Annotated in this window: 22 protein-coding genes and 1 pseudogene; 9 read left to right on the forward strand and 14 right to left on the reverse strand. The window is 72.4% G+C overall.

Annotation, left to right across the window (positions count from 1 at the left end):
• Window positions 1–114 precede the first annotated feature (114 nt).
• A complete protein-coding gene (locus ABT112_RS32320) occupies window positions 115–876 on the reverse strand; it encodes a GntR family transcriptional regulator (RefSeq protein WP_351515383.1) in 762 nt (253 codons plus the stop codon).
• A gap of 264 nt (window positions 877–1,140) precedes the next feature.
• Between ABT112_RS32320 and ABT112_RS32325 the strand changes: the two genes are divergently transcribed.
• The 3 genes from ABT112_RS32325 to ABT112_RS32335 all read left to right on the forward strand — a co-directional run bounded on the left by ABT112_RS32325 (window position 1,141) and on the right by ABT112_RS32335 (window position 5,612).
• Complete coding sequence (locus ABT112_RS32325; protein ID WP_351515364.1) at window positions 1,141–2,670, forward strand: glycoside hydrolase family 3 protein; 1,530 nt, start codon at window positions 1,141–1,143, stop codon at window positions 2,668–2,670.
• A 44-nt stretch (window positions 2,671–2,714) separates the two neighbouring features.
• A complete protein-coding gene (locus tag ABT112_RS32330; RefSeq protein ID WP_351515365.1) occupies window positions 2,715–3,785 on the forward strand; it encodes an SIS domain-containing protein in 1,071 nt (356 codons plus the stop codon).
• Between the two features lie 342 nt (window positions 3,786–4,127).
• Window positions 4,128–5,612, forward strand: a complete 1,485-nt coding sequence (locus tag ABT112_RS32335) for a sensor histidine kinase (RefSeq protein WP_351515384.1) — start codon at window positions 4,128–4,130, stop codon at window positions 5,610–5,612.
• A 273-nt stretch (window positions 5,613–5,885) separates the two neighbouring features.
• Here ABT112_RS32335 and ABT112_RS32340 read toward each other — a convergent pair whose 3' ends face one another.
• Window positions 5,886–6,143 (reverse strand): WhiB family transcriptional regulator, encoded by a 258-nt coding sequence (locus tag ABT112_RS32340; protein ID WP_003983230.1) that lies wholly within the window; start codon window positions 6,141–6,143, stop codon window positions 5,886–5,888.
• Window positions 6,144–6,460: 317 nt separating this feature from the next.
• Window positions 6,461–7,429 (reverse strand): diacylglycerol/lipid kinase family protein, encoded by a 969-nt coding sequence (locus ABT112_RS32345; RefSeq protein ID WP_351515366.1) that lies wholly within the window; start codon window positions 7,427–7,429, stop codon window positions 6,461–6,463.
• 130 nt (window positions 7,430–7,559) lie between these two features.
• On the opposite strand from ABT112_RS32345, the gene ABT112_RS32350 reads away from it, so the two are divergent.
• A complete protein-coding gene (locus tag ABT112_RS32350; protein WP_351515367.1) occupies window positions 7,560–7,994 on the forward strand; it encodes a hypothetical protein in 435 nt (144 codons plus the stop codon).
• A 187-nt stretch (window positions 7,995–8,181) separates the two neighbouring features.
• Here the strand turns inward: ABT112_RS32350 and ABT112_RS32355 are convergent, their stop codons facing one another.
• From ABT112_RS32355 to ABT112_RS32365, 3 genes are all read right to left on the reverse strand, one after another.
• Complete coding sequence (locus ABT112_RS32355) at window positions 8,182–9,069, reverse strand: RNA polymerase sigma factor SigF (RefSeq protein ID WP_502975515.1); 888 nt, start codon at window positions 9,067–9,069, stop codon at window positions 8,182–8,184.
• A 101-nt stretch (window positions 9,070–9,170) separates the two neighbouring features.
• Entirely contained in the window at window positions 9,171–9,584 is a 414-nt protein-coding gene (locus ABT112_RS32360) for an ATP-binding protein (RefSeq protein WP_351515369.1), read from the reverse strand.
• 231 nt (window positions 9,585–9,815) lie between these two features.
• A complete protein-coding gene (locus ABT112_RS32365; RefSeq protein ID WP_351515370.1) occupies window positions 9,816–10,076 on the reverse strand; it encodes a UBP-type zinc finger domain-containing protein in 261 nt (86 codons plus the stop codon).
• A 72-nt stretch (window positions 10,077–10,148) separates the two neighbouring features.
• Between ABT112_RS32365 and ABT112_RS32370 the strand changes: the two genes are divergently transcribed.
• Complete coding sequence (locus tag ABT112_RS32370; protein WP_351515371.1) at window positions 10,149–11,735, forward strand: Na+/H+ antiporter; 1,587 nt, start codon at window positions 10,149–10,151, stop codon at window positions 11,733–11,735.
• A 178-nt stretch (window positions 11,736–11,913) separates the two neighbouring features.
• Here the strand turns inward: ABT112_RS32370 and ABT112_RS32375 are convergent, their stop codons facing one another.
• Both ABT112_RS32375 and ABT112_RS32380 read right to left on the reverse strand, forming a co-directional pair.
• A complete protein-coding gene (locus ABT112_RS32375) occupies window positions 11,914–12,831 on the reverse strand; it encodes a 1-aminocyclopropane-1-carboxylate deaminase/D-cysteine desulfhydrase (protein ID WP_351515372.1) in 918 nt (305 codons plus the stop codon).
• 215 nt (window positions 12,832–13,046) lie between these two features.
• Window positions 13,047–13,280 carry a hypothetical protein gene (locus ABT112_RS32380; RefSeq protein ID WP_351515373.1) on the reverse strand — a complete coding sequence of 78 codons (234 nt, stop codon included), beginning with the start codon at window positions 13,278–13,280 and terminating at the stop codon, window positions 13,047–13,049.
• 327 nt (window positions 13,281–13,607) lie between these two features.
• Between ABT112_RS32380 and ABT112_RS32385 the strand changes: the two genes are divergently transcribed.
• Window positions 13,608–14,648 carry a family 2 encapsulin nanocompartment cargo protein polyprenyl transferase gene (locus ABT112_RS32385; RefSeq protein WP_351515374.1) on the forward strand — a complete coding sequence of 347 codons (1,041 nt, stop codon included), beginning with the start codon at window positions 13,608–13,610 and terminating at the stop codon, window positions 14,646–14,648.
• A gap of 374 nt (window positions 14,649–15,022) precedes the next feature.
• Here ABT112_RS32385 and ABT112_RS32390 read toward each other — a convergent pair whose 3' ends face one another.
• Both ABT112_RS32390 and sodN read right to left on the reverse strand, forming a co-directional pair.
• Complete coding sequence (locus tag ABT112_RS32390; RefSeq protein WP_351515375.1) at window positions 15,023–15,964, reverse strand: beta-ketoacyl-ACP synthase III; 942 nt, start codon at window positions 15,962–15,964, stop codon at window positions 15,023–15,025.
• Window positions 15,965–16,254: 290 nt separating this feature from the next.
• Window positions 16,255–16,650, reverse strand: a complete 396-nt coding sequence (sodN, locus tag ABT112_RS32395) for a superoxide dismutase, Ni (protein WP_351515376.1) — start codon at window positions 16,648–16,650, stop codon at window positions 16,255–16,257.
• 142 nt (window positions 16,651–16,792) lie between these two features.
• Between sodN and sodX the strand changes: the two are divergent.
• Window positions 16,793–17,119: pseudogene (gene sodX, locus ABT112_RS32400) on the forward strand (nickel-type superoxide dismutase maturation protease); the annotation flags it as partial.
• A 44-nt stretch (window positions 17,120–17,163) separates the two neighbouring features.
• On the opposite strand, the gene ABT112_RS32405 reads toward sodX, so the two are convergent.
• Window positions 17,164–17,841 (reverse strand): CGNR zinc finger domain-containing protein, encoded by a 678-nt coding sequence (locus ABT112_RS32405; RefSeq protein ID WP_351515377.1) that lies wholly within the window; start codon window positions 17,839–17,841, stop codon window positions 17,164–17,166.
• A gap of 100 nt (window positions 17,842–17,941) precedes the next feature.
• On the opposite strand from ABT112_RS32405, the gene ABT112_RS32410 reads away from it, so the two are divergent.
• Window positions 17,942–18,721, forward strand: coding sequence for a class I SAM-dependent methyltransferase (locus ABT112_RS32410; RefSeq protein WP_351515378.1), 780 nt, complete (start codon window positions 17,942–17,944; stop codon window positions 18,719–18,721).
• 191 nt (window positions 18,722–18,912) lie between these two features.
• Here ABT112_RS32410 and ABT112_RS32415 read toward each other — a convergent pair whose 3' ends face one another.
• The 3 genes from ABT112_RS32415 to ABT112_RS32425 are packed head-to-tail and all read right to left on the reverse strand — an operon-like array spanning window position 18,913 to window position 21,624.
• Window positions 18,913–19,674 (reverse strand): amino acid ABC transporter ATP-binding protein, encoded by a 762-nt coding sequence (locus ABT112_RS32415; RefSeq protein WP_351515379.1) that lies wholly within the window; start codon window positions 19,672–19,674, stop codon window positions 18,913–18,915.
• Window positions 19,671–20,636 (reverse strand): amino acid ABC transporter permease, encoded by a 966-nt coding sequence (locus ABT112_RS32420; protein WP_351515380.1) that lies wholly within the window; start codon window positions 20,634–20,636, stop codon window positions 19,671–19,673. The genes ABT112_RS32415 and ABT112_RS32420 overlap by 4 nt, the downstream gene beginning before the upstream one ends.
• Before the next feature lie 31 nt (window positions 20,637–20,667).
• Complete coding sequence (locus ABT112_RS32425; RefSeq protein WP_351515381.1) at window positions 20,668–21,624, reverse strand: ABC transporter substrate-binding protein; 957 nt, start codon at window positions 21,622–21,624, stop codon at window positions 20,668–20,670.
• 510 nt (window positions 21,625–22,134) lie between these two features.
• Between ABT112_RS32425 and ABT112_RS32430 the strand changes: the two genes are divergently transcribed.
• A complete protein-coding gene (locus ABT112_RS32430) occupies window positions 22,135–23,340 on the forward strand; it encodes an NAD(P)-dependent malic enzyme (RefSeq protein ID WP_351515382.1) in 1,206 nt (401 codons plus the stop codon).
• Window positions 23,341–23,409: the final 69 nt, after the last annotated feature.

Genomic DNA, 23,409 nt, shown 5'->3' on the forward strand with positions numbered 1-23,409 from the left:
GTCGGGCCGGTCTCCGGTGGCAGGGCTCGGCCGTCGGGCCGCGCCCGGGCGTCGGGCCGGTCTCCGGTGGCGGGGCCGGGCCGCGTGGCCCGGGCGGGACCGTGCAAGGACCCCTCAGGCCTCGGGCCGCTGCAGCCGTGCCACGAACTTGTAGCGGTCGCCGCGGTACACCGACCGTACCCACTCCACCGGCTCGCCGTCGGTGTCCCGCGAGTGGCGCGACAGCATCAGCATCGGCAGCCCGACGTCGGTGCCGAGCAGCCCCGCCTCGCGCGGATTGGCCAGCGAGGTCTCGATGGTCTCCTCGGCCTCCGCCAGGCGCACGTCGTAGACCTCCGCCAGCGCCGTGTAGAGGGAGCTGTACTTCACCAGGCTGCGGCGCAGCGCGGGGAAGCGTTTCGCCGACAGGTGCGTGGTCTCGATCGCCATCGGCTCGCCGCTCGCCAGCCGCAGCCGCTCGATGCGCAGCACCCGGCCGCCGGGCGCTATGTCCAGCAGCCCGGCCAGCCGGTCGTCGGCCGTCACGTAGCCGATGTCCAGCAGCTGCGAGGTCGGTTCGAGGCCCTGGGCCTTCATGTCCTCGGTGTACGAGGTGAGTTGCAGCGCCTGCGACACCTTCGGCTTGGCGACGAAGGTCCCCTTCCCCTGGATCCGTTCCAGCCGCCCTTCGACGACGAGCTCCTGCAGCGCCTGGCGCACCGTGGTGCGGGAGGTGTCGAACTCCGTGGCGAGGGTGCGCTCCGGCGGCACCGGCGTACCGGGCGGCAGGGTCTCCGTCATCTCCAGCAAGTGCCGCTTCAGCCGGTAGTACTTGGGCACGCGAGCGGTGCGGTTCGCGCCCGCCGCCCCGCCGCCGTCGGCCCGTTCGCTCTCCATGGCCAGCCTTCCCGACTCACGTCCTGCTGCCGTCACCGGCTCCTCCGTCCGTCGCGGACATCGTGGCACGGTCCGGGCGCGCCGGGGCACGGCTCCCGCCCAGGTGTCGGCCGGGTAACGGACCCGTCCGCGGCCGAGGGGCGCCCTTGACACCCCGATTGGTCCAGGCCAAGCTGGTCGGTCAGTGGTCTAAACCATTAGGGTGCGAACCGTCCGGGACCACGTCCCGGAGCCGACGCTGCAGTGAAGGGATGGCGCTTCCTCATGGCGACGCTCGCCCGCAGGGCCGACACCCTCACCCGGGACGCCCTGGCCGTCCTCCAGCCCGGGTTCACCGGCACCACCGCCCCCGACTGGCTGCTGCGCCGGCTCGGCGAAGGCCTCACCTCGGTGGGTCTGTTCGGCCGCAACATCGCCGGCCCCGAACAGCTCGCGGCCCTCACCGCACGGCTGCGCGCCGAACGCGGCGACCTCCTCGTCGCCGTCGACGAGGAGGGCGGGGACGTCACCCGGCTGGAGGTCCGCACCGGCTCCTCCTTCCCCGGCAACCTCGCCCTCGGCGCGGTCGACTCCCCGGAGCTGACCCGTGCCGTCGCCCGGGAGCTGGGCCGCCGGCTCGCCGCCTGCGGGGTCAACCTGAACTGGGCGCCGTCGGCCGACGTCAACTCCGACCCGGACAACCCGGTGATCGGCGTCCGCTCCTTCGGCTCCGACCCGGAGCTCGTCGCCCGGCACACCGCCGCCTACGTCGAGGGGCTCCAGTCGGCCGGGGTCGGCGCCTGCGCCAAGCACTTCCCCGGGCACGGCGACACGGCCACCGACTCCCACCACGACCTGCCGACCGTCGGTGCCGGCCTCGCGACGCTGCACGCCCGTGAACTGGTCCCGTTCCGCGCCGCCCTGCGCGCCGGCGCCCGCGCCGTGATGAGCGCCCATATCGTGCTGCCCGCGCTCGATCCGCACCGCCCCGCCACCCTCAGCCCCGCCGTCCTCGGCGGGCTGCTGCGGGCCCCCGCCGCCGAGGGCGGCCTCGGCTTCGACGGACTGATCGTCACCGACGGCATGGAGATGCGCGCCGTCGCGGACCGCTACGGCATCGAGCGCGGCAGCGTCCTGGCGCTGGCGGCGGGCGCCGACGCCGTCTGTGTCGGCGGCGGACTCGCGGACGAGGCCACCGTGCTGCGGCTGCGGGACGCCCTGGTCGCCGCCGTCCGCGCCGGTGAGCTCCCCGAGGAGCGGCTGGCCGAGGCGGCCGGCCGGGTCCGGGCGCTCGCCGCCCGCCCGCCGGGGACGCCCGAGGCGCCCGCGGCCGACCCCGGTATCGGCCTGGCCGCGGCCCGGCGCGCGCTGCGGGTCACCGGGCGCGCCGGCCACGAGCCCCTGACCGCGCCACCGTTCGTCGCGGCGTTCACCCCGGTCGCCAACATCGCGGTGGGGGACGAGACCCCGTGGGGCATCGCCGCCGAACTGGCCCGGCTGCTGCCCGGAACCGGGACCGGCACCTACGGCCGGGACGCCGTGGACGAGGGCGGAATGCCGGGCATGATCGGAGATGTGCTGGAACGGGCGGGTGACCGTAGGATCGTCGCCGTGGTCCGCGATGTCCACCGGCACCCCTGGATGGCCGCCGCACTGGACGCCCTGCTCGCCGTCCGGCCCGCCACGGTCGTGGTCGAGATGGGTGTGCCCCAGGCGCCGCCCGCCGGAGCGCCGCACATCGCCACGCACGGAGCCGCCCGCGTCTGCGGGCGGGCCGCCGCGGAGGTCATCACCGGCCGGACGGCCGGAAGCTGACGTCCGTGGCACCGCAACGACCGAACCAACGGGAGGCACCCAGCATGTCCGCCACCACTCCGGACCGGCCCGCCGGGCAGCCGGGCAGCATCATGTCCGGCGAGATGGCCGAACAGCCGGAGGTCCTGCGCCGCATCCTCGACGAGGGCGCGCCGAGGATCCGGGAGATCGCCGAACAGGTGGCGGCCCGCAACCCCCGCTTCGTGCTGCTCACCGCCCGCGGCACCTCCGACAACGCCGCTCTCTACGCCAAGTACCTGCTGGAGGTGCTGCTCGGCAAGCCCTGCGGCCTGACCTCGATGTCCACCACCACGGCGTACGGGGCGACCCCGGACCTCACCGATGTGCTCGTGATCACCGTCAGCCAGTCGGGTGGCTCCCCGGATCTGGTGGCCTCCACCGAGGCCGCCCGGGCGGCCGGGGCGATCACCCTCGCGGTGACCAACAACGCCGGCTCACCGCTCGCCGCGGTCTCGGAGTTCCACATCGACGTCCTCGCGGGCCCCGAGAAGGCGCTGCCGGCGACCAAGACGTACACCGCCGAACTGCTGGCGCTCTACCTCTTCGTCGAGGGGCTGCGCGGCGGCGACGGCTCCGCCGCCAAGGCCCTCCCGGAGCTGGCCCGGCAGATCCTCGCCCGCCAGGACGAGGTCAGGGCGCTGGCCGCCCGGTACCGCTTCGCCGAGCGCATGGTGCTCACCTCCCGCGGCTACGGCTACCCCACCGCCAAGGAGGCCGCGCTGAAGCTGATGGAGACCAGCTACATCCCGGCGCTCTCCTACTCCGGCGCCGACCTGCTGCACGGCCCGCTGGCCATGGTCGACAACATCTCGCCGGTGATCGCGATCGTCACCGAGGGGAAGGGCGGCGAGGCCCTGCAGCCGGTGCTCGACCGGCTCCGCGGCCGGGGCGCCGATCTGGTCGTCATCGGCAGCCGGGCCGAGGTCGACCGGGCGTCCGCCGGCTTCGCGCTGCCCACCTCCGGCGTGGCCGAGGAGGTCCAGCCGATCCTGGAGATCCTGCCGCTCCAGATGCTGGCGTACGAGGTCACCATCGCCCGCGGCCAGGACCCGGACGCGCCGCGCGCCCTGGCCAAGGTCACCGAGACCCACTGAGCCGCCGGGCGCTGCCGGGGGAGGGCCGGGAGGCCGAAAAACACTTCGGGCCACGGCGCCGGGACAGGACCCTCAACCTGTCCGGCACCGCAGCCCGGAGCTGGTGCCGGCCCACCGTCGTGCGGAGTGTGCGGTTCCCGCGGACGGCCGGCCGACCGGAGGCCACGGAGCAGTCAGGGCAGAGAGCGCCGTGTGCCTCTGTTCCGTCCTCCTGTGCGGGGAGGGCGGAGGCTTTACCTTTTCATTGTGGACTAGACCACTAACATCTGTCCATGCATCGGCAGAGCGTTCACCCATGCTGCAACGAACTCTGCCACAGGTAGGCTCACATTCGTGCCCTCCATGAACGACCTTGTACGTCAGCACACGGCCCTCGACGAGTCCGACCTCGAGTGGCTGCACCTGCTGGTCTCGGAGTGGCAGCTGCTCTCCGACCTCTCCTTCGCCGACCTGGTGCTGTGGGTGCCCACCCGCGACGGCGCCCGCTATGTCTCCGTCGCGCAGATGCGGCCGAACACCGGCCCCACCTCCTACCAGGACGACATGGTCGGCCACCTGGTCCCGCGCGGCCGCCGCCCGATGCTCGACGCCGCGCTCGACGAGGGCCGGATCGTCCGGGAGGGCGACCCCGAGTGGCGCGAGGAGGTCCCGGTCCGGGTCGAGTCCATCCCGGTCCGGCGCGAGGGCCGGGTCCTGGGCGTCATCGCCCGGAACACCAACCTGCTGACCGTGCGCACCCCCAGCCGCCTCGAACTCACCTATCTGCAGAGCGCCTCCGACCTGGCCCAGATGATCGCCGCGGGATCCTTCCCCTTCCCCGGCCAGCAGGTCGACATGGACGCCTCGCCGCGGGTGGGTGACGGCCTCATCCGGCTCGACGCCGACGGCGTCGTGCAGTACGCGAGCCCCAACGCGCTCTCCGCCTACCACCGGCTCGGCCTCGCCGCCGACCTGGTGGGACACCACCTCGGCCGGACGACGGCCGAACTCGCCCCGTCCCGCGGCCCGGTCGACGAGGCACTGGTCAAGCTCGCCAGCGGCTGGGCGCCCCGGGAGACCGAGGTCGAGGGCAACGGCGGCGTGATCCAGCTGCGCGCCATCCCGCTCAAGCCCAAGGGCCCCCGGATCGGTTCGCTGGTGCTGCTGCGCGACGTCACCGAACTGCGCCGCCGCGAGCGGGAGCTGATCACCAAGGACGCCACCATCCGGGAGATCCACCACCGGGTGAAGAACAATCTGCAGACCGTGGCCGCGCTGCTGCGGCTCCAGGCCCGCCGGATCGGTTCGGAGGAGGGCCGCGAAGCCCTGGGCGAGGCGGTCCGCCGGGTCGGCTCGATCGCGATCGTGCACGAGACCCTCTCCCAGACCCTCGACGAGCGGGTCGAGTTCGACGAGATCGCCGACCGGGTGCTCGCCATGGTGGCGGAGATCTCCCCGGGCCGGGTCACCGGCCGCCGGACCGGACGCTTCGGGATCCTGGACGCCGAGGTGGCCACCCCCCTGTCCATGGTCCTCACCGAAGTGCTGCAGAACGCGCTGGAGCACGGCTTCGGCACCACGGCCGCGCCGGGCGGGGAGCAGGGAACGGTCGAGGTGTCCGCGGTGCGCGGCGGCACCCGGACCGAGGGCCGGCTGCTGGTCACGGTGCAGGACAACGGCCGCGGCCTGCCCGAGGACTTCGACGCCGGCCGGACCGGCAACCTGGGCCTGCAGATCGTCCGGACCCTGGTCGAGGGGGAGTTGGGCGGAACGTTCGACATGCTGCCCGCCCCGGAGCGCGGCACCCGGGTGGTGCTGGACATCCCCGTACGCGCAGAGAAGCCCTGACCGCGGACACCCCTCACCGCGGACGCCCCTCGACTCCGGCCGGTACCGCCCGCACAGCGGTGACCCCCGTCATGGCAGTGAGCTGTGCACCACAGTGGGCCCCGCACAGCAGTGAGCCCCGGACCGAATCGGTCCGGGGCTCACTGCTCACGGTGCGTGGGCACCCCCAGAAGCTGCTCCGGGGGAGCGGCTGGGGTACTGCGCGCTGCGGCTCGGGGGGCGGGAGGTGCGCACTCGCTGTACGCGCCGCCCGGGCACGGGGGGCGTTTCGGGTCAGGCGCTGGCGTTGCGCGCCCGGTTGCGAGCGGCGCGGCGCTTCATCGCGCGGCGCTCGTCCTCGCTGAGGCCACCCCACACGCCGGAGTCCTGGCCGGACTCCAGCGCCCACTGCAGGCACTGCTCCATGACGGGGCAGCGACGGCAGACGGCCTTGGCTTCCTCGATCTGCAGCAGCGCAGGACCGGTGTTGCCGATGGGGAAGAAGAGCTCGGGGTCTTCCTCGCGGCAAACGGCGCGGTGACGCCAGTCCATGGCTGCTCCATCTCCTTGTATTACCAGCAGGTTGCTTGTGAATGTGAACGCTTTCACGAATCCCCCCACAAGGGAAGGGGCCTGCTTCCAGTTGCCTGGTGCGGTCCCAGCGAAATGAGGAGGGGTTCCGGCTCTCAAGGGGGCCTTCCTGCGGGCCGTCCCGATCGCCATGAAGAGACTCGCAAACCTCGGCGGCGGATACAACCCCTTCTGGAAAGTTTTTTTTGATTCCTTGGTGTCGTCTGGGTCACAGCCGTACTTCCAGTGGGTGGAAGCTGGCCTAAACGTTCGAGTGGAAGGACTTTTGCCCGTTCCGCTCACACAATCACACGCAGTGCACGGCGTACGCCTGTGAACGTCACGCTCGAACGCAGTCCCAGATGGTCGCCGTCCATCTGAAAGGGTGCCGGCGCCTGCGAATGCAAGGTGAAGTCCGTCAGGTCGTGCAGCGACACCGCGTGCTTCCCGCTCGGCCCCCGGTCGGGCGACGAGGTCAGCAGCTGTGTGGCGTACCGGGCCATTCCGGCGGCCGACAGGGTGCTCAGCCCGAGCACGTCGAGCGCGGTGTCGAAGGAGGCGCGCGGGGAGGCGTAGATCGGGCGATTGCCCAGGTAGGTCCAGGGGGCGGTGTTGCAGATTATCGAGAGCAGCAGGTTCTCGACCGGGGCGTGGCCCGGGCGCTCCAGGGTGATCGTGCTCTGCCGGCGGCGCTGCTCGGTGAGGAACTGCCGCATCAGCTGCCGCACGTACAGCGCGTGGGTCGAGCGCTTGCCCAGCTCGCGCTGCTGTTCGACCCGCCCGACGACGCCCGCGTCGAAGCCGAAGCCCGCGCAGAAGGTGAACCAGCGGGCGGGGACGCCCTCGTCCGCGGTGCCCGGGGTGCCGGCCGCGTGGCCCAGGCCCACGGTTCGCTCGCTGTGGTCACGCAGCGCGTCCAGCAGGGCGCCGGTCGCCTCCACGGCGTCGTTCGGGAGGCCGAGGGCCCGGGCGAAGACATTGGTCGACCCCCCGGGGACGACGCCCAGGCGCGGCAGCGTGTCGGGGTCCGGGCCGCGGTGCAGCAGACCGTTGACGACCTCGTTGACGGTTCCGTCCCCGCCGAGCGCGACGACCAGCTCCGTCTCGCCGCCCTCGGCCGCCCGGCGCGCCACGTCGCGGGCGTGGCCCCGGTACTCGGTCGTCACGACCTCCAGCTTGAGGTCGCTCGCGAGGGCGTGGATGAGGACATCGCGCGTGCGGGCACTGGTGGTGGTTGCTGCCGGATTGACCACGAGAAGCGCGCGCATGCGCAGCAGACTACCTACCCTCTGGTACCGGGCCCAGCCGGGTGCCCGCCCACCGGACGGCCTCCCGGCCCGCGGGGCACCGCGCGACCGGCCCCGCGGTGCCCCGCGGGCCGGGAGCTACCCTGCTGGGGTGAGCAAGCAGACCCAGGCACCCGAAGACACCGGCCCCGCCGGCCCCCGCCCCACCCGGCTCACCGTCGCCGCCGCGCTGGCGGGGGCGGAGGGTGCGGCGCTCGCCGTGTTCGGGGCGTATCTGCTCGTCATGGGTCTGCTCGGGAGTCCCGAGAGCCCCACCCAGGCCGAGACGGGCGGGCTGACGCTGCTCGCCCTGGCGGCGCTGCCGCTGGCGGCCGCCCGTGGACTGCTGCTCCGCCGCCGCTGGAGCCGGGGACCGGCGCTGATCACCCAGATCATGGCCGTGCCGGTCGCCTGGACGCTGATCAGCACCGGAGGGGTGCTCATCGCGGTGGGGGCGGCCCTCGGCGCCGTGGCACTGGCCGTGCTGGCGCTCCTGGTCAATCCGACGGCGACCGAGGCACTGGGCATCGCACCGCGCGACGCCTGAGCGGGGCGCGGCGGCGCATGCCGTGACGTGCCGGTGGCAGGACCGGCTCCGGTGGCCGGGCCGCGGCGGTGACTGCCCTGACGCCTCGCCCACAGGGCTGCGGCGGTGGTGCCGGGGCACCCGAGGGGTGGCCCGGGTGCGACCGGGGAGCGGCGTGCCGGAGGCCCGGTGCGGCCCCCGGTGCCCGTCATTCCTCGACGAGCAGCTTGTCCCGCAGCTGGGCGAGGGTGCGGGCCAGCAGCCGGGAGACGTGCATCTGGGAGATGCCGACCTCCTGCGCGATCTGCGACTGGGTCATGTTGCCGAAGAACCGGAGCAGCAGGATCTTCTTCTCCCGCGGCGGCAGCTCCTCGAGCAGCGGCTTGAGGGACTCCCGGTACTCCACGCCCTCCAGGGCGTCGTCCTCCGCGCCCAGGGTGTCCGCGACGGCCGGGGACTCGTCGTCGGTGTCCGGCACGTCGAGGGAGAGCGTGCTGTAGGCGTTGGCCGATTCCAGCCCCTCCAGCACCTCCTCCTCCGAGATGCTCAAGTGCTCCGCCAGCTCATGGACGGTGGGCGACCGGCCGTGCCGCTGGGACAGCTCGGCGGTGGCGGTGGTCAGCGAGAGGCGCAGCTCCTGGAGCCGGCGCGGGACGCGCACCGCCCAGCCCTTGTCGCGGAAGTGCCGCTTGATCTCCCCGACGACCGTCGGCGTCGCGTAGGTGGAGAACTCCACCCCGCGCTCCGGGTCGAACCGGTCCACCGACTTGATCAAGCCGATGGTGGCGACCTGGGTCAGGTCGTCCAGCGGCTCGCCCCGGTTGCGGAAGCGGCGGGCCAGGTGCTCCACCAGCGGCAGGTGCATCCGGACCAGGTGGTTGCGCAGCTCGGCGCGCTGGGCAGAGCCGTCGGGCAGGTCCCGCAGCTTGATGAACAGGGCACGGGCACCGCTGCGGTCGTGCGGGTCGGGCAACTGCCCGTGCTCGTGCTCGTACGCGTGCTCCGGTTCGTGCTCGCGTCGCTCACCCTGGCGATGTTCGCCCTGCTGCTCGCCCTGGTGCTGCTCGTCGTGGCGCTGATGCTGATGCTGGTCCATGTGGTCCGCCCACTCTGCCTGCTGCTGCTCGGGGATGGCCGTACCGGGCACCACCCGCGCGACGCGCCTCTCGTCCGGCACCGGCCTGCCCGTCCCGTCCGTCACGGCTGTCCGGGGCCCGCGCCGCGCTTCTTGTGCAGACTGATGCTGACCGTGCGGTCCTCCGCGACCGACGAGTCGACTTCACCGGCGAGTGCGGAGAGCACCGTCCAGGCGAAGGTGTCGCGCTCCGGTGCGCGGCCGTCCGTGGTGGGCGCGGAGACGGTCACCCGCAGCGCGTCGCCGACCAGGCGGAAGACGCAGCTCAGCACGCTTCCCGGTACGGCCTGCTGCAGCAGGATCGCGCACGCCTCGTCGACCGCGATGCGCAGATCCTCGATCTCGTCGAGGGTGAAGTCCAAGCGGGCTGCCAGGCCGGCCGTGGCCGTACGCAGCACCGACAGGTAGGCACCCGCAGCGGGCAGCCGGACTTCCACGAAGTCCTGGGTCCCGGGCTCGCCTGCGATCTGGGACACCCTCACCTCCAAGGTGACACAAGCTGGTTGAGCTTTCCGAGCACCGGCACGGCGGCCCGCCGGGAGGCGGGACCGGGCCGACGCGGCACATGGTTCAGCTGCGACGCTATCGCGATCCGGGGGAAGAGGTCCCATGGACCGGGGAGCATCACTTATTGTAAGCCCCTGGGTACGCACAGTGGCTAGAGGTCTGCGGTCCCAATTCGAAGGGATGCCCGTCCGGTTGGCCGCTCAAGCGATCCGCTGGTCCACGAAGCACCACCGCCAGCTCTCGCCGGGCTCGAACGAGCGCATCACCGGATGTCCGGTGTCCTCGAAGTGCTGCGAGGCGTGCCGGAGCGGCGACGAGTCACAGCATCCCACGTGACCGCATTCCAGGCACAGACGCAAGTGCACGGGATGGGTGCCCGCGGCCCGGCACTCCAGACAGGTGTCGGACTGGGGCGACGGTTCGGGGTGCGGCTGTTCCTGAAGGTGCGGGCACTCACTCATGATGGCCAGAGTAAAACGAGCCGAGGCGTGACGCGGCGGGTGCCGCCCGCCTGAGACGGGGTGGAGCGGCGGATGGCGGCATTTCCTCTGCTGGTGCTGGTGGCGGCCGGCGCCGCGATCGCGGGTCTGGCCCGCCGGACCCCGGTGCCCCCGCCGCTGGTGCTGGTGACCGCGGGCCTGCTCGCGAGCTTCCTGCCGGGCATCCCGGACTACACCCTGGACCCGGACATCGTGCTGCCCCTGGTGCTGCCGCCGCTGCTGCACCTGGCCGCGCTCGACAGCTCCTATCTGGGGCTGCGGGCCAATGTCCGGCCGGTGGCGCTGCTGTCCGTCGGATACGTGCTGTTCGCGACCGCCGCCGTCGGCTGGGTCGCGTACACCGTGGTCCCCGGGATGCCGCTGACCGTCGCCCTGGTGCTGGGCGCCGTGGTCGCCCCGCCGGACGCGGTGGCCGCGACAGCCGTGGCCCGCCGGATCGGCCTTCCGCACCGGATCGTCACCATCCTCAAGGGCGAGTCGCTGTTCAACGACGCGACCGCGATCACCGCCTACCGGGTCGCTCTGGCGGCGGCTGTCGGGGAGGGGCTGACCTGGGGCGAGGGGCTGGCGGAGTTCGCGCTCGCCGCGGGCGGCGGCGTGGGCATCGGACTGCTGCTGATGGTGCCGCTGCACTGGCTGCGGACCCGGCTGCGGGACCCGCTGCTGCTCAACACCCTCTCCCTGCTGACGCCGTTCTTCGCGTACGGGGTGGCGGAGTCGGTCCACGCCTCGGGCGTGCTCGCCGTCGTGGTCGTCGGCCTCTACTTCGGGCACCGGGCCTGGCAGGTCGACTTCGCGACCCGGCTCCAGGAGGCGGCGGTCTGGAAGATGATCGCCTTCATCCTGGAGTCGTCGGTCTTCCTGGTCATCGGGCTCCAGCTGACCGTCGTGCTGCGCGGCCTCGGCGGCTACGCCCCCGGGGAGGCCGCCTGGTACGCCGTCGTGGTCTTCGCGGCGGTCGTCGCCTCCCGCTTCCTCTGGGTGTACCCGGCCACCTATCTGCCGCTGCTGCGCGGGCCCGGCGAGCGGCCGCCGTGGACCCATCCCTTCGCGGTGTCCTGGGCGGGCATGCGCGGGGTGGTCTCGCTCGCGATCGCGTTCTCGGTCCCGGAGACCGTGCACGGCGGCGGCGCGTTCCCGGCCCGCAACCTGCTGCTGTTCCTGGCCTTCACCACGGTGATCGGGACGCTGGTGGTGCAGGGCGTGACGCTGCCGCCGCTGATCCGGCGGCTGAAGCTGCCCGGCCACGATTCCCAGCAGCTCCTGCTGGCCGAGGCGGAGGCGCAGAACGCGGCGTCGGAGGCGGCTCAGCGGCGGCTCGACGAGCTGCTCGCCGACCCGCGCAACGCCCTGCCGCGCCCCTTGGAGGAGCGGCTGCGCACCGTGCTGGAGCGGCGGCGCAACGCGGTGTGGGAGCGCCTCGGCGGGGTCAACGAACTGACCGGGGAGTCGGTCGACGAGACCTACCGCCGGCTCTCCCGCGAGGTGATCGCGGCCGAGCGGGACGTCTTCGTGCGCATGCGGGACGAGGGGCGGCTCGACGACGAGATGCTCCGCCTGCTGCTGCGCCGGCTGGACCTGGAGGAGGCGGCGGCGCACGGGGAGGAGCTCGCGGGGTAGGTGGCGCGCTGCGTGGGGGTCTCGTGCGCCGTTCCCGGAGGTCGCCGCCGTTCCCGGGGGTCGCCGCCTCCTCCAGGCGGGCTGGCCGCCGTTCCCGGAGGTCCGCAGTCCCGGAGGTCCGGCCGCCGTTCCCGGGGATCCGCAGGCCCGGAGGTCCGCAGTCCCGGAGGTCCGGCCGTCAGTCCCGCGGGGAGAGGTCCGGGCCGGTCACCACGGCCGCGACCGTCGTCCCCGGCGGGAGCGTGCCCTCCTCGGCCAGGGCGGTGAGCCCGTAGAGCATCTTCGCCACGTACAGGCGCTCCACCGTCAGGCCGTGCCGGCTGGTGAAGTCGTCGGCGAACGCGTGCAGTTCGGGGGTGAGCCTGGCGTAGCCGCCGAAGTGGAAGCGCTCCTCGACCCGCCAGCCTCCGGTGCGTCCGCCGAAGGCCGCGTGCTGCAGCCGCTCGGTCTCGCGGTCGAGGAAGCCGCCCTTGAGGGCGGGGAAGCCGATGGCCCGCTGCTCCGGGGCGAGCCCGGCGGCCAGCCCGGCCAGGGTGCCGCCGGTGCCGCACGCCACGGCGACGACGTCCGCGGCGCCCCGCAGTTCCCGCCCGAGCTCGGTGCAGCCGCGCACCGCCGCCGTGTTGCTGCCGCCCTCGGGTACCAGGTGGCAGTCGCCGAAGCGTTCCCGCAGCTCGGCGGCCATGGCCGGCTCCGCCTTGCGCCGGTAGGCGGAGCGGTCGATGAAGTGCAGCTCCATGCCGTCGGCGGCACAGCGGGCCAGGGAGGAGTTGAGCGGGCGGTCGGCCAGCTCGCCGCCCCGGACGACCCCGATCGTCCGCAGGCCGAGCAGGCGTCCGGCGGCGGCGGTGGCGCGCAGATGGTGGGAGTAGGCGCCGCCGAAGGTGAGGAGCGTGGTCTGCCCCCGCTCGGCCGCGGCGCGCAGGTTGGGGACCAGCTTGCGCCACTTGTTGCCGGGTATGTCGGGGTGGATGAGGTCGTCCCGTTTGAGCAGGAGCCGGACGCCCCGGCGGGTGAAGCGCGCGTCGTCCACCGGCTCCAGCGGCGAGGGCAGCCGCGGACGCAGCAGGTCGGGATCGGGGGCCGGGGAACTCACGGGCCCATTGTCACCCGCGGTGCTGCCGGGGCTGTCACCTGCGGTGCTGCCGGGCCTCGGCGGGCCGGGCGCCGCGGGCCGGAAGGGGAGGCCGGGCCACCGGAAGCGGAGGTGAGGACGGCCGCCCCTTCCGGCCCGGGCGTTCCCGGGCACGTCGACCGGCCGCCCCCCGGCCCGGCGCGCGGACCCGGGGGCGGCCGGCCTGCGTGTCCTGCTCAGCCCCGCAGGAAGTCCTCGCCGTGGGCCTGGGCGTGGTTCTCCACGGCGTCCAGCGCCTTCTGGGTCCCCTCCGGGGTGCCCGTGCCGTGCCGCTCCGCGTAGTACGCCTCGCCCAGCCTCTTCACCAGGTCTTGGCCCGTTCGCTGGGCCTGCACGTCGTCGATCTTCTGCTTGCCCTGATGGAGCCCGCGCTGCGCCTGTTCCTTGGCGCGGTCCAGGAACCCTGACATGAGCTGCCTCCTGCGATCGATGCGGATGAGCGGATGCCGTCGCCCCGTCACCGGACAAGGCCCGCCCGGTGGACCGGAATCCCCGCGGCGGAAGGCCTGAGAGGTCTGAATTGATACGGAATACCTGTTCTCAGGGTAACCGACACCCGTTCCACCGCCTCCTGTCGCGGTGCCGCGAGGGGCCGGGTGCCGTGATGCGGCGTCCGGAATGCGCCCGGGCACCGTGATCTATTCCCACCCATTCGAGTAATGGTGGGCGGTCGACAGCGGCTGCCAGGATGAACGGGCAGGTGGGAGACCTGCGTTGGCACGTCGAGGGGTGGGGCGATGGACACGTTCACGCAGAGCCGGGAGTGCCGCGAGGCCACGGATCTTCTCGAGCGGTCGCGCAAGGCCGTGAACCCGGCGCTGCGGGCGGCGGTGGACTCGCTGCCGGCCTCGATGCGGCGCATCGCCGCCTACCACTTCGGCTGGCAGGACGCCGGGGGCACCGCGACCGCGGGCAACGCGGGCAAGGCCATCCGTCCGGCCCTGGTGCTGGCCGCCGCCGGGGCCCTGGGCGGCCGGGCCGAGCAGGTGGTGCGCGCCGCGGCCGCGGTGGAGCTGGTGCACAACTTCACGCTGCTCCACGACGACGTCATCGACCGGGATCCGACCCGCCGCCACCGGCCCACCGCCTGGACCGTCTTCGGGATCCCGGACGCCATCCTCGCCGGGGACGCCCTGCACTCCCTGGCGCTGCGGATCCTCGCCCAGGATCCCCACCCCGCCGCCACGGAGGCGGCCGGCCGGCTCGCCGCCTGCGTGGTCGAGCTGTGCGACGGCCAGCACGCCGACTGCGCCTTCGAGCAGCGGGCGGAGGTCGGGCTCGACGAGAGCCTGGCCATGGCCGAGGCCAAGACCGGGGCGCTGCTCGGCTGCGCCTGTGCGCTCGGCGCGCTCTACGCCGGCGCGGGGGAGAGTGCCGTGGCGGCCATGGACGCCTTCGGGCGGGAGGCGGGGCTGGCGTTCCAGCTGATCGACGATCTGATCGGCATCTGGGGCGACCCGGCGGACACGGGCAAGCCGGTGGGAGCCGACATCGCGGCCCGCAAGAAGTCGCTGCCCGTGGTCGCCGCGCTGGCCTCGGGCACCCCCGCCGCCGCCGAACTCGCCCGGGTGTACGCGATGGAGGGCCCGCTCGACGCCGGTGCGCTGCGGCGGGCGGCGGACGCCGTGGAGCGTGCGGGAGGGCGGGACTGGGCGCAGAGCGAGGCCTGTGTGCGGATGGCCTCGGCCGTCGACCAGCTGGCCCGGGCGGTGCCGGATCTCGCGCACGCCGGTGACCTGCTGGCTCTCGCGGAGTTCGTGACCCGCCGCAGTCGCTGAGCTGCTGCCGCAGTCGCTGAGCTGCTGCCGCAGCCGCAGCCGCAGCCGCAGCCGCTGAGCCGCAGCCGCTGAGTCGCTGAGCCGGGGACCGGCGCGGGGCCGCTGCGCCCCGCGCCGGTCCCGGGCGGGGAATCGGGGCGTCCGGCCGGGAAGCCCCGCCGCAGCGGCTGAGCCCGGTTCCGGGGCGGCTGCTGCGGCGTCCGTCCCGGGGGCGGGGCTCAGGGCATCCGCCCGGAGAGCCTCGCCGCGGCCGCCGAGCGGGGCACCGTGGCCGTCGCCCGTCCGCCCGAGGGCGCGGCCCCGACCTCTGCCCCAGGAAAGCCCGGAAAGCCGGGGAAGCCAGGAAGCCCGGCCAGGGCGGCCCCGCGGACCGCTCAGGGGCAGCGAATGACCTGGCCCGCGTACGAGAGGTTGCCGCCGAAGCCGAAGAGCAGCACCGGGGCGCCGGAGCTCACCTCACCGCGTTCCACCAGCTTCGACAGCGCCAGCGGGATGCTCGCGGCGGAGGTGTTGCCGGACTCGACGACATCCCGCGCGATCACCGCGTTGACCGCGCCCAGCTTCCGGGCGACCGGTTCGATGATCCGCAGGTTGGCCTGGTGGAGGACGACCCCCGCGAGGTCCTCCGGGGCGACACCGGCCCGCTCGCAGACCCGGCGGGCGATGGGCGGCAGTTGGGTGGTGGCCCAGCGGTAGACGGCCTGGCCCTCCTGGGAGAAGCGGCTCGGCGTGCCCTCGATGCGCACGGCGTTGCCCATCTCCGGAACGGATCCCCAGACCACCGGGCCGATCCCCGGCTCCTCCGCGGCGGTGACCACGGCGGCACCGGCGCCGTCGCCCACCAGGACGCAGGTCGACCGGTCCGTCCAGTCGGCGACGTCGGTGAACTTCTCGACGCCGATCACCAGGGCGCGGCTCGCCGAGCCGGCGCGGATGGCGTGGTCGGCGGTGGCGAGGGCGTGGGTGAAGCCGGCGCAGACGACGTTGAGGTCCATCACGGCGGGGGAGGCCAGGCCGAGCCGGGCGGCGACACGGGCGGCGGTGTTGGGGCTGCGGTCGACGGCCGTGCAGGTGGCGACGAGGACGAGATCGATGTCCCCGGGCGCCAGGCCGCTGTGGGCCAGGGCCTTGCCGGCGGCGGTGGCGGCCATGTCGTCCACCGACTCCTCGGGCCCGGCGACATGGCGGGTGCGGATCCCGACCCGGCTGCGGATCCAGGCGTCGCTGGTGTCCACCATGGCGGCCAGCTCGTCGTTGGTCAGCACCGTGGCGGGCTGGTGGTGACCGAGAGCCAGTACGCGAGACCCGGTGGTCATGGGGCGTTCTCCCTGTTGCGCGGTGCGGGTGTGCTCCCAGTCTTGGGCCGACTCGCCAGTAGGGCAGAGCGGGTTCCGCCAACGTTCCGCCGCGAGTTCTGGCACGACCCGCGCAACCGGGACGGATCCGGGGCAGCCGCCCCGGTACGCGGGCCCGGGGAGTGGGGCCGGAAGGCCGGGGAGAACCGGGAAGGGCCCGGCCGCCGATGGCGGTCGGGCCCTTCCGGGCTGTGCTGTCGGCCGGGCATGACCGGGGGAACGCTGTCCCCGGCCGGTCCGGCCCGCTGTGATCAGGCCTTCTTGGTCTCCCAGAAGATCTTGTCGATCTCGGCGATGAGGTCCAGCAGCTTCTGCCCCGTCGCCGGGTCGGTGGACCCCTTGGCGGTGCTTCCGGCCTTCAGCGCGTCGTTGACGAGCTGGTGCAGCTGCGGGTACTTCTCGAAGTGCGGGGGCTTGAAGTAGTCGCTCCACAGCACCGAGATGTGGTGCTTCGCGAGCTCAGCGCGCTCCTCCTTGATGGCGAGGGCCCGAGTGCGGAAGGCCGCGTCCTCGTTGGCCTGGTACTTCTCCTGGATCGCCTTGACGGACTCTGCCTCGATACGGGCCTGAGCCGGGTCGTAGACGCCGCAGGGCAGGTCGCAGTGGGCGCTGACCTGAATCTTGGGGGCGAACAGGCGGGAGAGCATAGAGCTGTCCTTCCTCGTGATCGTCTTCTCAGGTGGGACATTACTCCGTGCGGGAGGGGTTTTCTCGGGCGCCCCAGGGGGCCTAGGACGAAAGTCCGGTGTCAGGCTGGTATGCGTGGAGCGACGGACCGGGAGGTGCCGGATGCCGGAGGGTGGCCGGTTGCAGGGGTACGAACGCGAGCCGGAGCGCGGCCGGCCGCCCCGGGGAGCCCTGCCGTACGGGCTCGCCGAGGTGGTCGGACCGTCCATGGTGCCGACCCTGCACCCCGGTGATCAGCTGGTGGTCCAGTACGGCGCCGAGGTGCGTCCGGGGGACGTCATCGTGCTGCGGCACCCGATGCAGCAGGACCTGATGATCGTGAAGCGGGCCGTGGAACGCCGCGCGGGCGGCTGGTGGGTGCTGGGCGACAACCCGTTCGTGGAGAACGACAGCCGGGAGTTCGGCGCCGTCCCCGAGGAACTGGTGCTGGCCCGCGCCCGGGTGCGGCTGCGGCCGCCGCGTGCGCTGAAGGGTCAGCGGTCGCCGGCGGCGCTGCTGTCCTGGGCGGCCTCGGCCGTCCGGCCGCTGGGGCCGGTGCGCTCGGTGCGTCCGGGCCGGTCCGTGGGCTCCGAGCCGCGTTCGGACCGTTCGCCCTCCAGGCGTTTGCGGGCCCGGTAGGCGGCCACGTTGGCGCGGGTCGCGCAGCGGTCCGAGCAGTACCGCCGGGAGCGGTTGGTCGAGGTGTCGAGGTACGCCCGGCGGCAGGGGTGGGCCTGGCAGATGCCGAGCCGGTCGACCCCGAGCTCGGTGAGGTGGAAGGCGAGGCCCATCGAGGCGGTCGCCGCGTAGCCGGCGGTCGCGTTCGCCGGGTGGTCGGCGATGTGCAGGTGCCAGTCGGGGCGGCCGTCGGCGTCCCGCAGCTCGTGTCCCGAGATCTGCGGGCTGACCGGGAACTCCATCAGCAGCGCGTTGAGCAGGTCGACCGCCCGTACCTCGTCGTGCTCGGCGGCCGCCTCGAAGACCGCCCGGAGCCGGGCCCGGACGCCGCGGAGGCGGGTGACGTCCGCCTCCGTCGTCCGGCGGGCCGCTTGGGCGGCCGGCCCGAAGAGCTCCCGCACCGCCTCGACGGAGGTCAGCTCGTCCGTGCCCTGGACCGGGTCCTCGCTGTTGACCAGGCGCACGGCGTAGTCCGAGTAATAGGCCAGTTCCACTTGTAGTCCTTACCAGGGGCGGTCTAAGGTCGGTGACGCTCGGAGTAACGACCGAGTCTGCTTCGAGGGTATTACTGATCGGATGGTTCGGAGGATCGGTATGACGGAGACGGTGGCCGCACGCACGGACTGGGCAGCCTGGCAGGTCAGTTGGGACCGCCAGCAGGAGTGGTACCTCCCGGACCGCGAGGAACGCTTCCGGGTGATGCTGGACATGGTCGAGGCGCTGGTGGGGCCCGAGCCGAAGGTGCTCGATCTCGCCTGCGGCACCGGGAGCATCTCGGCCCGGCTGCTGCGCCGCTTCCCCGGGGCGGTCAGCACCGGCGTCGACCTCGACCCGGCGCTGCTGACCATCGCCCGCGGCTCCTTCGCGGGCGAGTCCCGGGCCGAGTTCGTCACCGCGGACCTGACGGACCCGGAGTGGACGAGCCGGCTGCCGCACCGGCGGTACGACGCGGTGCTGACCGCCACGGCGCTGCACTGGCTCACCGGCGACCAGCTGTCGACCCTCTACGGGCAGCTCGCCGGGGTACTCCGGGACGGCGGGGTCTTCGTCAACGCCGATCACATGCCCGACGCGTCGACGCCCCGGATCAACGAGGCCGAGCGGGTCTTCCGGCACGCGCGCCAGGAGCGGGAGAAGGCCGCGGGCGCCCAGGACTGGGAGGGCTGGTGGCGTGAGGTGGCGGCCGACCCGGTCCTCGCGGGTCCGGTGGCCGAGCGCTTCCGGATCTTCGGCAATCCGTCCGACGGCGACCACGCCGACGGCGAGGTGCAGTCGGCCGCGGCACACGCCGAGGCGCTGCGGGCGGCGGGCTTCGGCGAGGCGCGGACCGTGTGGTGCTCGCCGTCGGACGCGGCGGTGCTGGCGCTGAAGTAGCCGTGCCCGGAGGAGCGGCGGGGGCGCTGCCCTGCGACGGCTCCGGGAGCCCGCGGGGCCACGACGGCGGAATCCCGGGCCGGACGATCACGTCCGGCCCGGGATTCCGCCGTTTCCGGCCCGGGCCCAGCGCGGTCGGTTCCCCGCGGCGGGCGCCGGCCGTACCGCTGGAGCGCCTTCCGGCCGTACCGCTAGAGCACCTTGGAGAGGAACCCCTTGGTGCGCTCGTGCTGCGGGTTGGTCAGCACGTCCCGCGGGTGGCCGGACTCGACCACCACGCCGTCGTCCATGAAGACCAGCGCGTCGCCCACCTCGCGGGCGAAGCCCATCTCGTGGGTGACGACGATCATCGTCATGCCGTCCTCGGCGAGTCCGCGCATGACGTCCAGGACGTCCCCGACCAGCTCCGGGTCGAGAGCCGAGGTCGGCTCGTCGAAGAGCATCAGCTTCGGCTCCATGGCCAGGGCGCGGGCGATCGCCACCCGCTGCTGCTGGCCGCCGGAGAGCTGGGACGGGTAGTTCCGCGCCTTGTCGGCCAGTCCGACCCGGTCCAGCAGCCGCTGGGCCCGCTCCCGGGCCACGGCCTTGGTCTCGCCCTTGACCTGGACGGGCGCCTCCATGACGTTCTCCAGCGCCGTCATGTGCGGGAAGAGGTTGAACCGCTGGAACACCATGCCGATGTCCCGGCGCCGGAGAGCGACCTCGCTGTCCTTGAGCTCGTAGAGCTTGTCGCCCTTCTGCCGGTAGCCGACCAGGTCGCCGTCGACGTAGAGCCGTCCGGCGTTGATCTTCTCCAGGTGGTTGATGCACCGCAGGAAGGTGGACTTGCCCGAGCCCGACGGCCCGATGAGGCAGAACACCTCGCGCGGGGCGACCTCCAGGTCGATGCCCTTGAGGATGTGGGCCGCGCCGAAGGACTTGTGGACGCCTTCGGCCTTCACCATCGCGTTCATCCGACGGCACCTCCACGGTTGCTGAAGGAGGTCAGATTGACCTTGATTCGCTGGAACGGGGTCAGCGGCAGACTGCGCAGCGACCCCTTGGCGTAGTGACGCTCCAGGTAGTACTGGCCCACGCTGAACACGCTGGTCATCACCAGGTACCAGAACGAGGCGACCAGGAGGAGCTCGAACGTCGCGAACGTGGTCGAGCCGATGTTCTGGGCCGCGCGCAGCAGGTCGACATACGACACGACCGTCACCAGTGACGACGTCTTGAGCAGGTTGATGAACTCATTGCCGGTCGGCGGGACGATGACGCGCATCGCCTGCGGCAGGACGACGCGGCGCATCGTCTTCGTCCCGGTCATGCCGAGGGCGTGTGCCGCCTCGGTCTGCCCCTCGTCCACGGACTGGATGCCCGCACGCACGATCTCCGCCATGTAGGCGCCTTCGTTCAGCCCGAGCCCGAGGAGAGCGACCATGAACGGCGTCATGACGTCGGTCATCTCGTCCTTGTAGAAGCCGAGATTGAGGATCGGGAAGATGAGCGCGAGGTTGAACCAGATCAGCAGCTGCACCAGGACCGGGGTGCCGCGGAAGAACCAGATGTACAGCCAGGCGACGCTGCCGGTCACCGGGTTCTTCGACAGCCGCATCACGGCGAAGACCAGACCCAGCACCAGGCCGATGATCATGGAGAGAACGCTGATCAGCAGGGTGCGGCCGGCGCCCGCCAGGATGCGGTCGTCGAACAGGTAGTCCCCGACCGTCGCCCAGCGGATGTTGCCCTGGGAGAACGAGTACACCAGCAGGGCGAGCAGGGCCAGCACGACCACGGCGCTGACCCAGCGCCCGTAGTGCCGCACCGGGATCGCCCGGATGTCCTCCGGCGGAACGGAGGCGGTCTCCTGGGAGACCTGGGGCCCGTCGGGCGGGGTGCCGCCGTCGGACTCCTTCTTGAACTTGTCACTCACGGGGGTTGCCCTTCGAATGGAACGCGGGGGGTCAGGAACCGGCGTTGACGGCCGCCTTCTCCACGGCGCTGTCGGTCACGTCCCACTTCTCGAGGGCCTTCTTGTACGAACCGTCGGCGATGCTCTTGTCCAGAGCAGCCTTGAGTGCGTCCCGCAGCTGGGTGTTCTTCTTGCTCACCGCGATGCCGAACGGACCCGCCTCGGTCTGGTCACCGGTGACCTCGAAGTCCTTGCCGCCGCCCGCCGTCTTCGCGATGTACGACGCGACCGGGAAGTCGTTGAGGTCGGCCACGGCGCCCCCGGACTTGACGCGCGTCTGGGCCTCGGCGTCGCTGTCGAAGGACTCGATCGTGAGCTTGCCCTTCTTGTCCTCGGCGCACGTCTTGGCCTGCTTCTGGAAGGTGGTCTCGTAGATCGTGCCGCGCTGGACGGCCACCTTCTGGCCGCACAGGTCGTCCAGCGACTCGATGCCCTTCGGGTTGCCCTTCTTCACGAGCAGCGAGACGCCCGAGTTGAAGTAGTCCACGAAGTCGACGCCCGGGCCGGCCTTCTTGCCCTTGTCGTCGATGCCCTGCTGGCGCTCCTTGGTGTCGCTCATCGAGGACATGATGATGTCCGAGCGGCCGGAGTTCAGGCCGGTGATCAGCCCGTCGAAGGTTCCGCTGGTGAACTGGAACCGGACGCCCAGCTGCTTGCCGAGGGCTTCGGCGATCGCGGGGTCGACGCCGACGATCTTGCCGCCCTCCTCGAACTCCATCGGGGCGTAGGTGGCATCGGTGCCGACCTTGATCACCTTGGACTTCTGGATGTCCTGGGGCAGCTCGGAGAAGAGGGGCGCCTGGGAGCCCTGGCTGCTCCCGCCCTCCTTGGCGCCTTCCGTCTGGTCACCGCACCCGGTGAGCAGCAGGGCTCCGGTGACCGCGATCGCGCCGGCGGCGGCCATCCGGGACCTGCGGGCGGCCGAGCGACGCGTGTAGCTAGCGGTCATGGCTGGGTCCTCCTGCATGTGAAGGGATCCGGTGGCGGGAACGCTTTTTCGGAACCAGCCACCGTGTGTGATGCGCGCATCTTGCCATCCGGACGGCCCCGAACAGGGCGCCAGTCATGTCAAAATCGGATAACGGGTGACCATCCCCGACCGCCGGACCGTCCCGACAACCGGGACGTGTGGGACATGGCGCGGAGCGATTCCAGGCGTCATGTCCGTATTGAAGCTGTTCATGGTCATGTGTTCACGGTTTTACTGCTATCACAGTAAACGTGGATGTCTGGCGCGGCGCTGCAATGGAAGTCACTCGTCCATCACTCCGCGCGTCCGGTAGAAAAGACCCTTACACCCCTCACCCGGGGCTCAGGGCGCGTGTGCGGCGCGCCCGGCGTCCGTACTACTCCCTGTGCGGCGGGCCATCCGCCAAGCAGGGCATCGGACGCGGTGCCCGCCCGTCCCGCAACCCGGGGCGGTTTACCCTCAAACAGAATCGACAAAGGGGTCAACAAAGTGGCAGCGGAGATCGTGAATCCTCGCAGTGACGGAGAGACGGACGGCGAAGGGCTCTTCGATCCGGCCTTCGCACTGCACCGTGGCGGCAAGATGGCCGTCCAGTCCACCGTGCCGGTGCGCGACAGGGACGACCTGTCCCTCGCCTACACGCCGGGCGTCGCCAAGGTGTGCAGTGCCATCGCCGAGCAGCCGGAGCTCGTCCACGACTACACCTGGAAGTCCCAGGTCGTGGCCGTCGTGACGGACGGCAGTGCGGTGCTGGGGCTCGGCGACATCGGGCCGGAGGCGTCGCTTCCGGTGATGGAGGGCAAGGCCATCCTCTTCAAGCAGTTCGGTGGCGTGGACGCGGTTCCCATCGCCCTGGACTGCCGGGACAGCGACGAGATCGTCGACACCGTCGTCCGGCTCGCCCCGTCCTTCGGCGGAGTGAACCTGGAGGACATCTCCGCGCCGCGCTGTTTCGAGATCGAGCGCAAGCTCCAGGAGCGGCTGGACATCCCCGTCTTCCACGACGACCAGCACGGCACGGCGGTGGTCACCCTCGCCGCGCTGCGCAACGCCGCCAAGCTCACCGACCGTTCGCTCGGCCAGCTGCGCGCCGTGATCTCCGGCGCGGGCGCGGCCGGTGTCGCCATCGCCAAGATCCTGGTCGAGGCCGGCATCGGCGATGTCGCGGTGTGCGACCGCAAGGGCATCGTGAGCCAGGACCGCTCGGACCTCACCGACGTCAAGCGGGAGCTCGCCGGCTTCACCAACAAGGCCGGCCTCTCCGGTTCCCTGGAGACCGCGCTCGACGGTGCGGACGTCTTCATCGGCGTCTCCGGCGGCACGGTCCCGGAGTCCGCGGTCGCGACGATGGCGAAGGACTCGCTGATCTTCGCCATGGCCAACCCGAACCCGGAGATCCACCCGGAGGTCGCCGCCCGCTACGCGGCCGTGGTCGCCACCGGGCGCAGTGACTTCCCGAACCAGATCAACAACGTGCTCGCCTTCCCGGGCATCTTCGCGGGCGCCCTGCAGGTGCGGGCCTCGCAGATCACCGAGGGCATGAAGCTGGCCGCCGCGGAGGCGCTGGCCGCCGTCGTGGCCGACGAGCTGAGCGCGGACAAGGTGATTCCGTCGCCGTTCGACGAGCGGGTCGCGCCGGCCGTGACCGCCGCGGTCGCGGCGGCCGCGCGGGCCGAGGGCGTCGCCCGCCGGTAGTCACCGCAGGTCCCCGTCCGCCGGTGCCTCCGGCGGACCCGGGCGGGCCGCGGCGCACGTACGGTGCGC

The organism is Streptomyces sp. NPDC002055 (assembly GCF_040296705.1).
Lineage (GTDB): Bacteria > Actinomycetota > Actinomycetes > Streptomycetales > Streptomycetaceae > Streptomyces.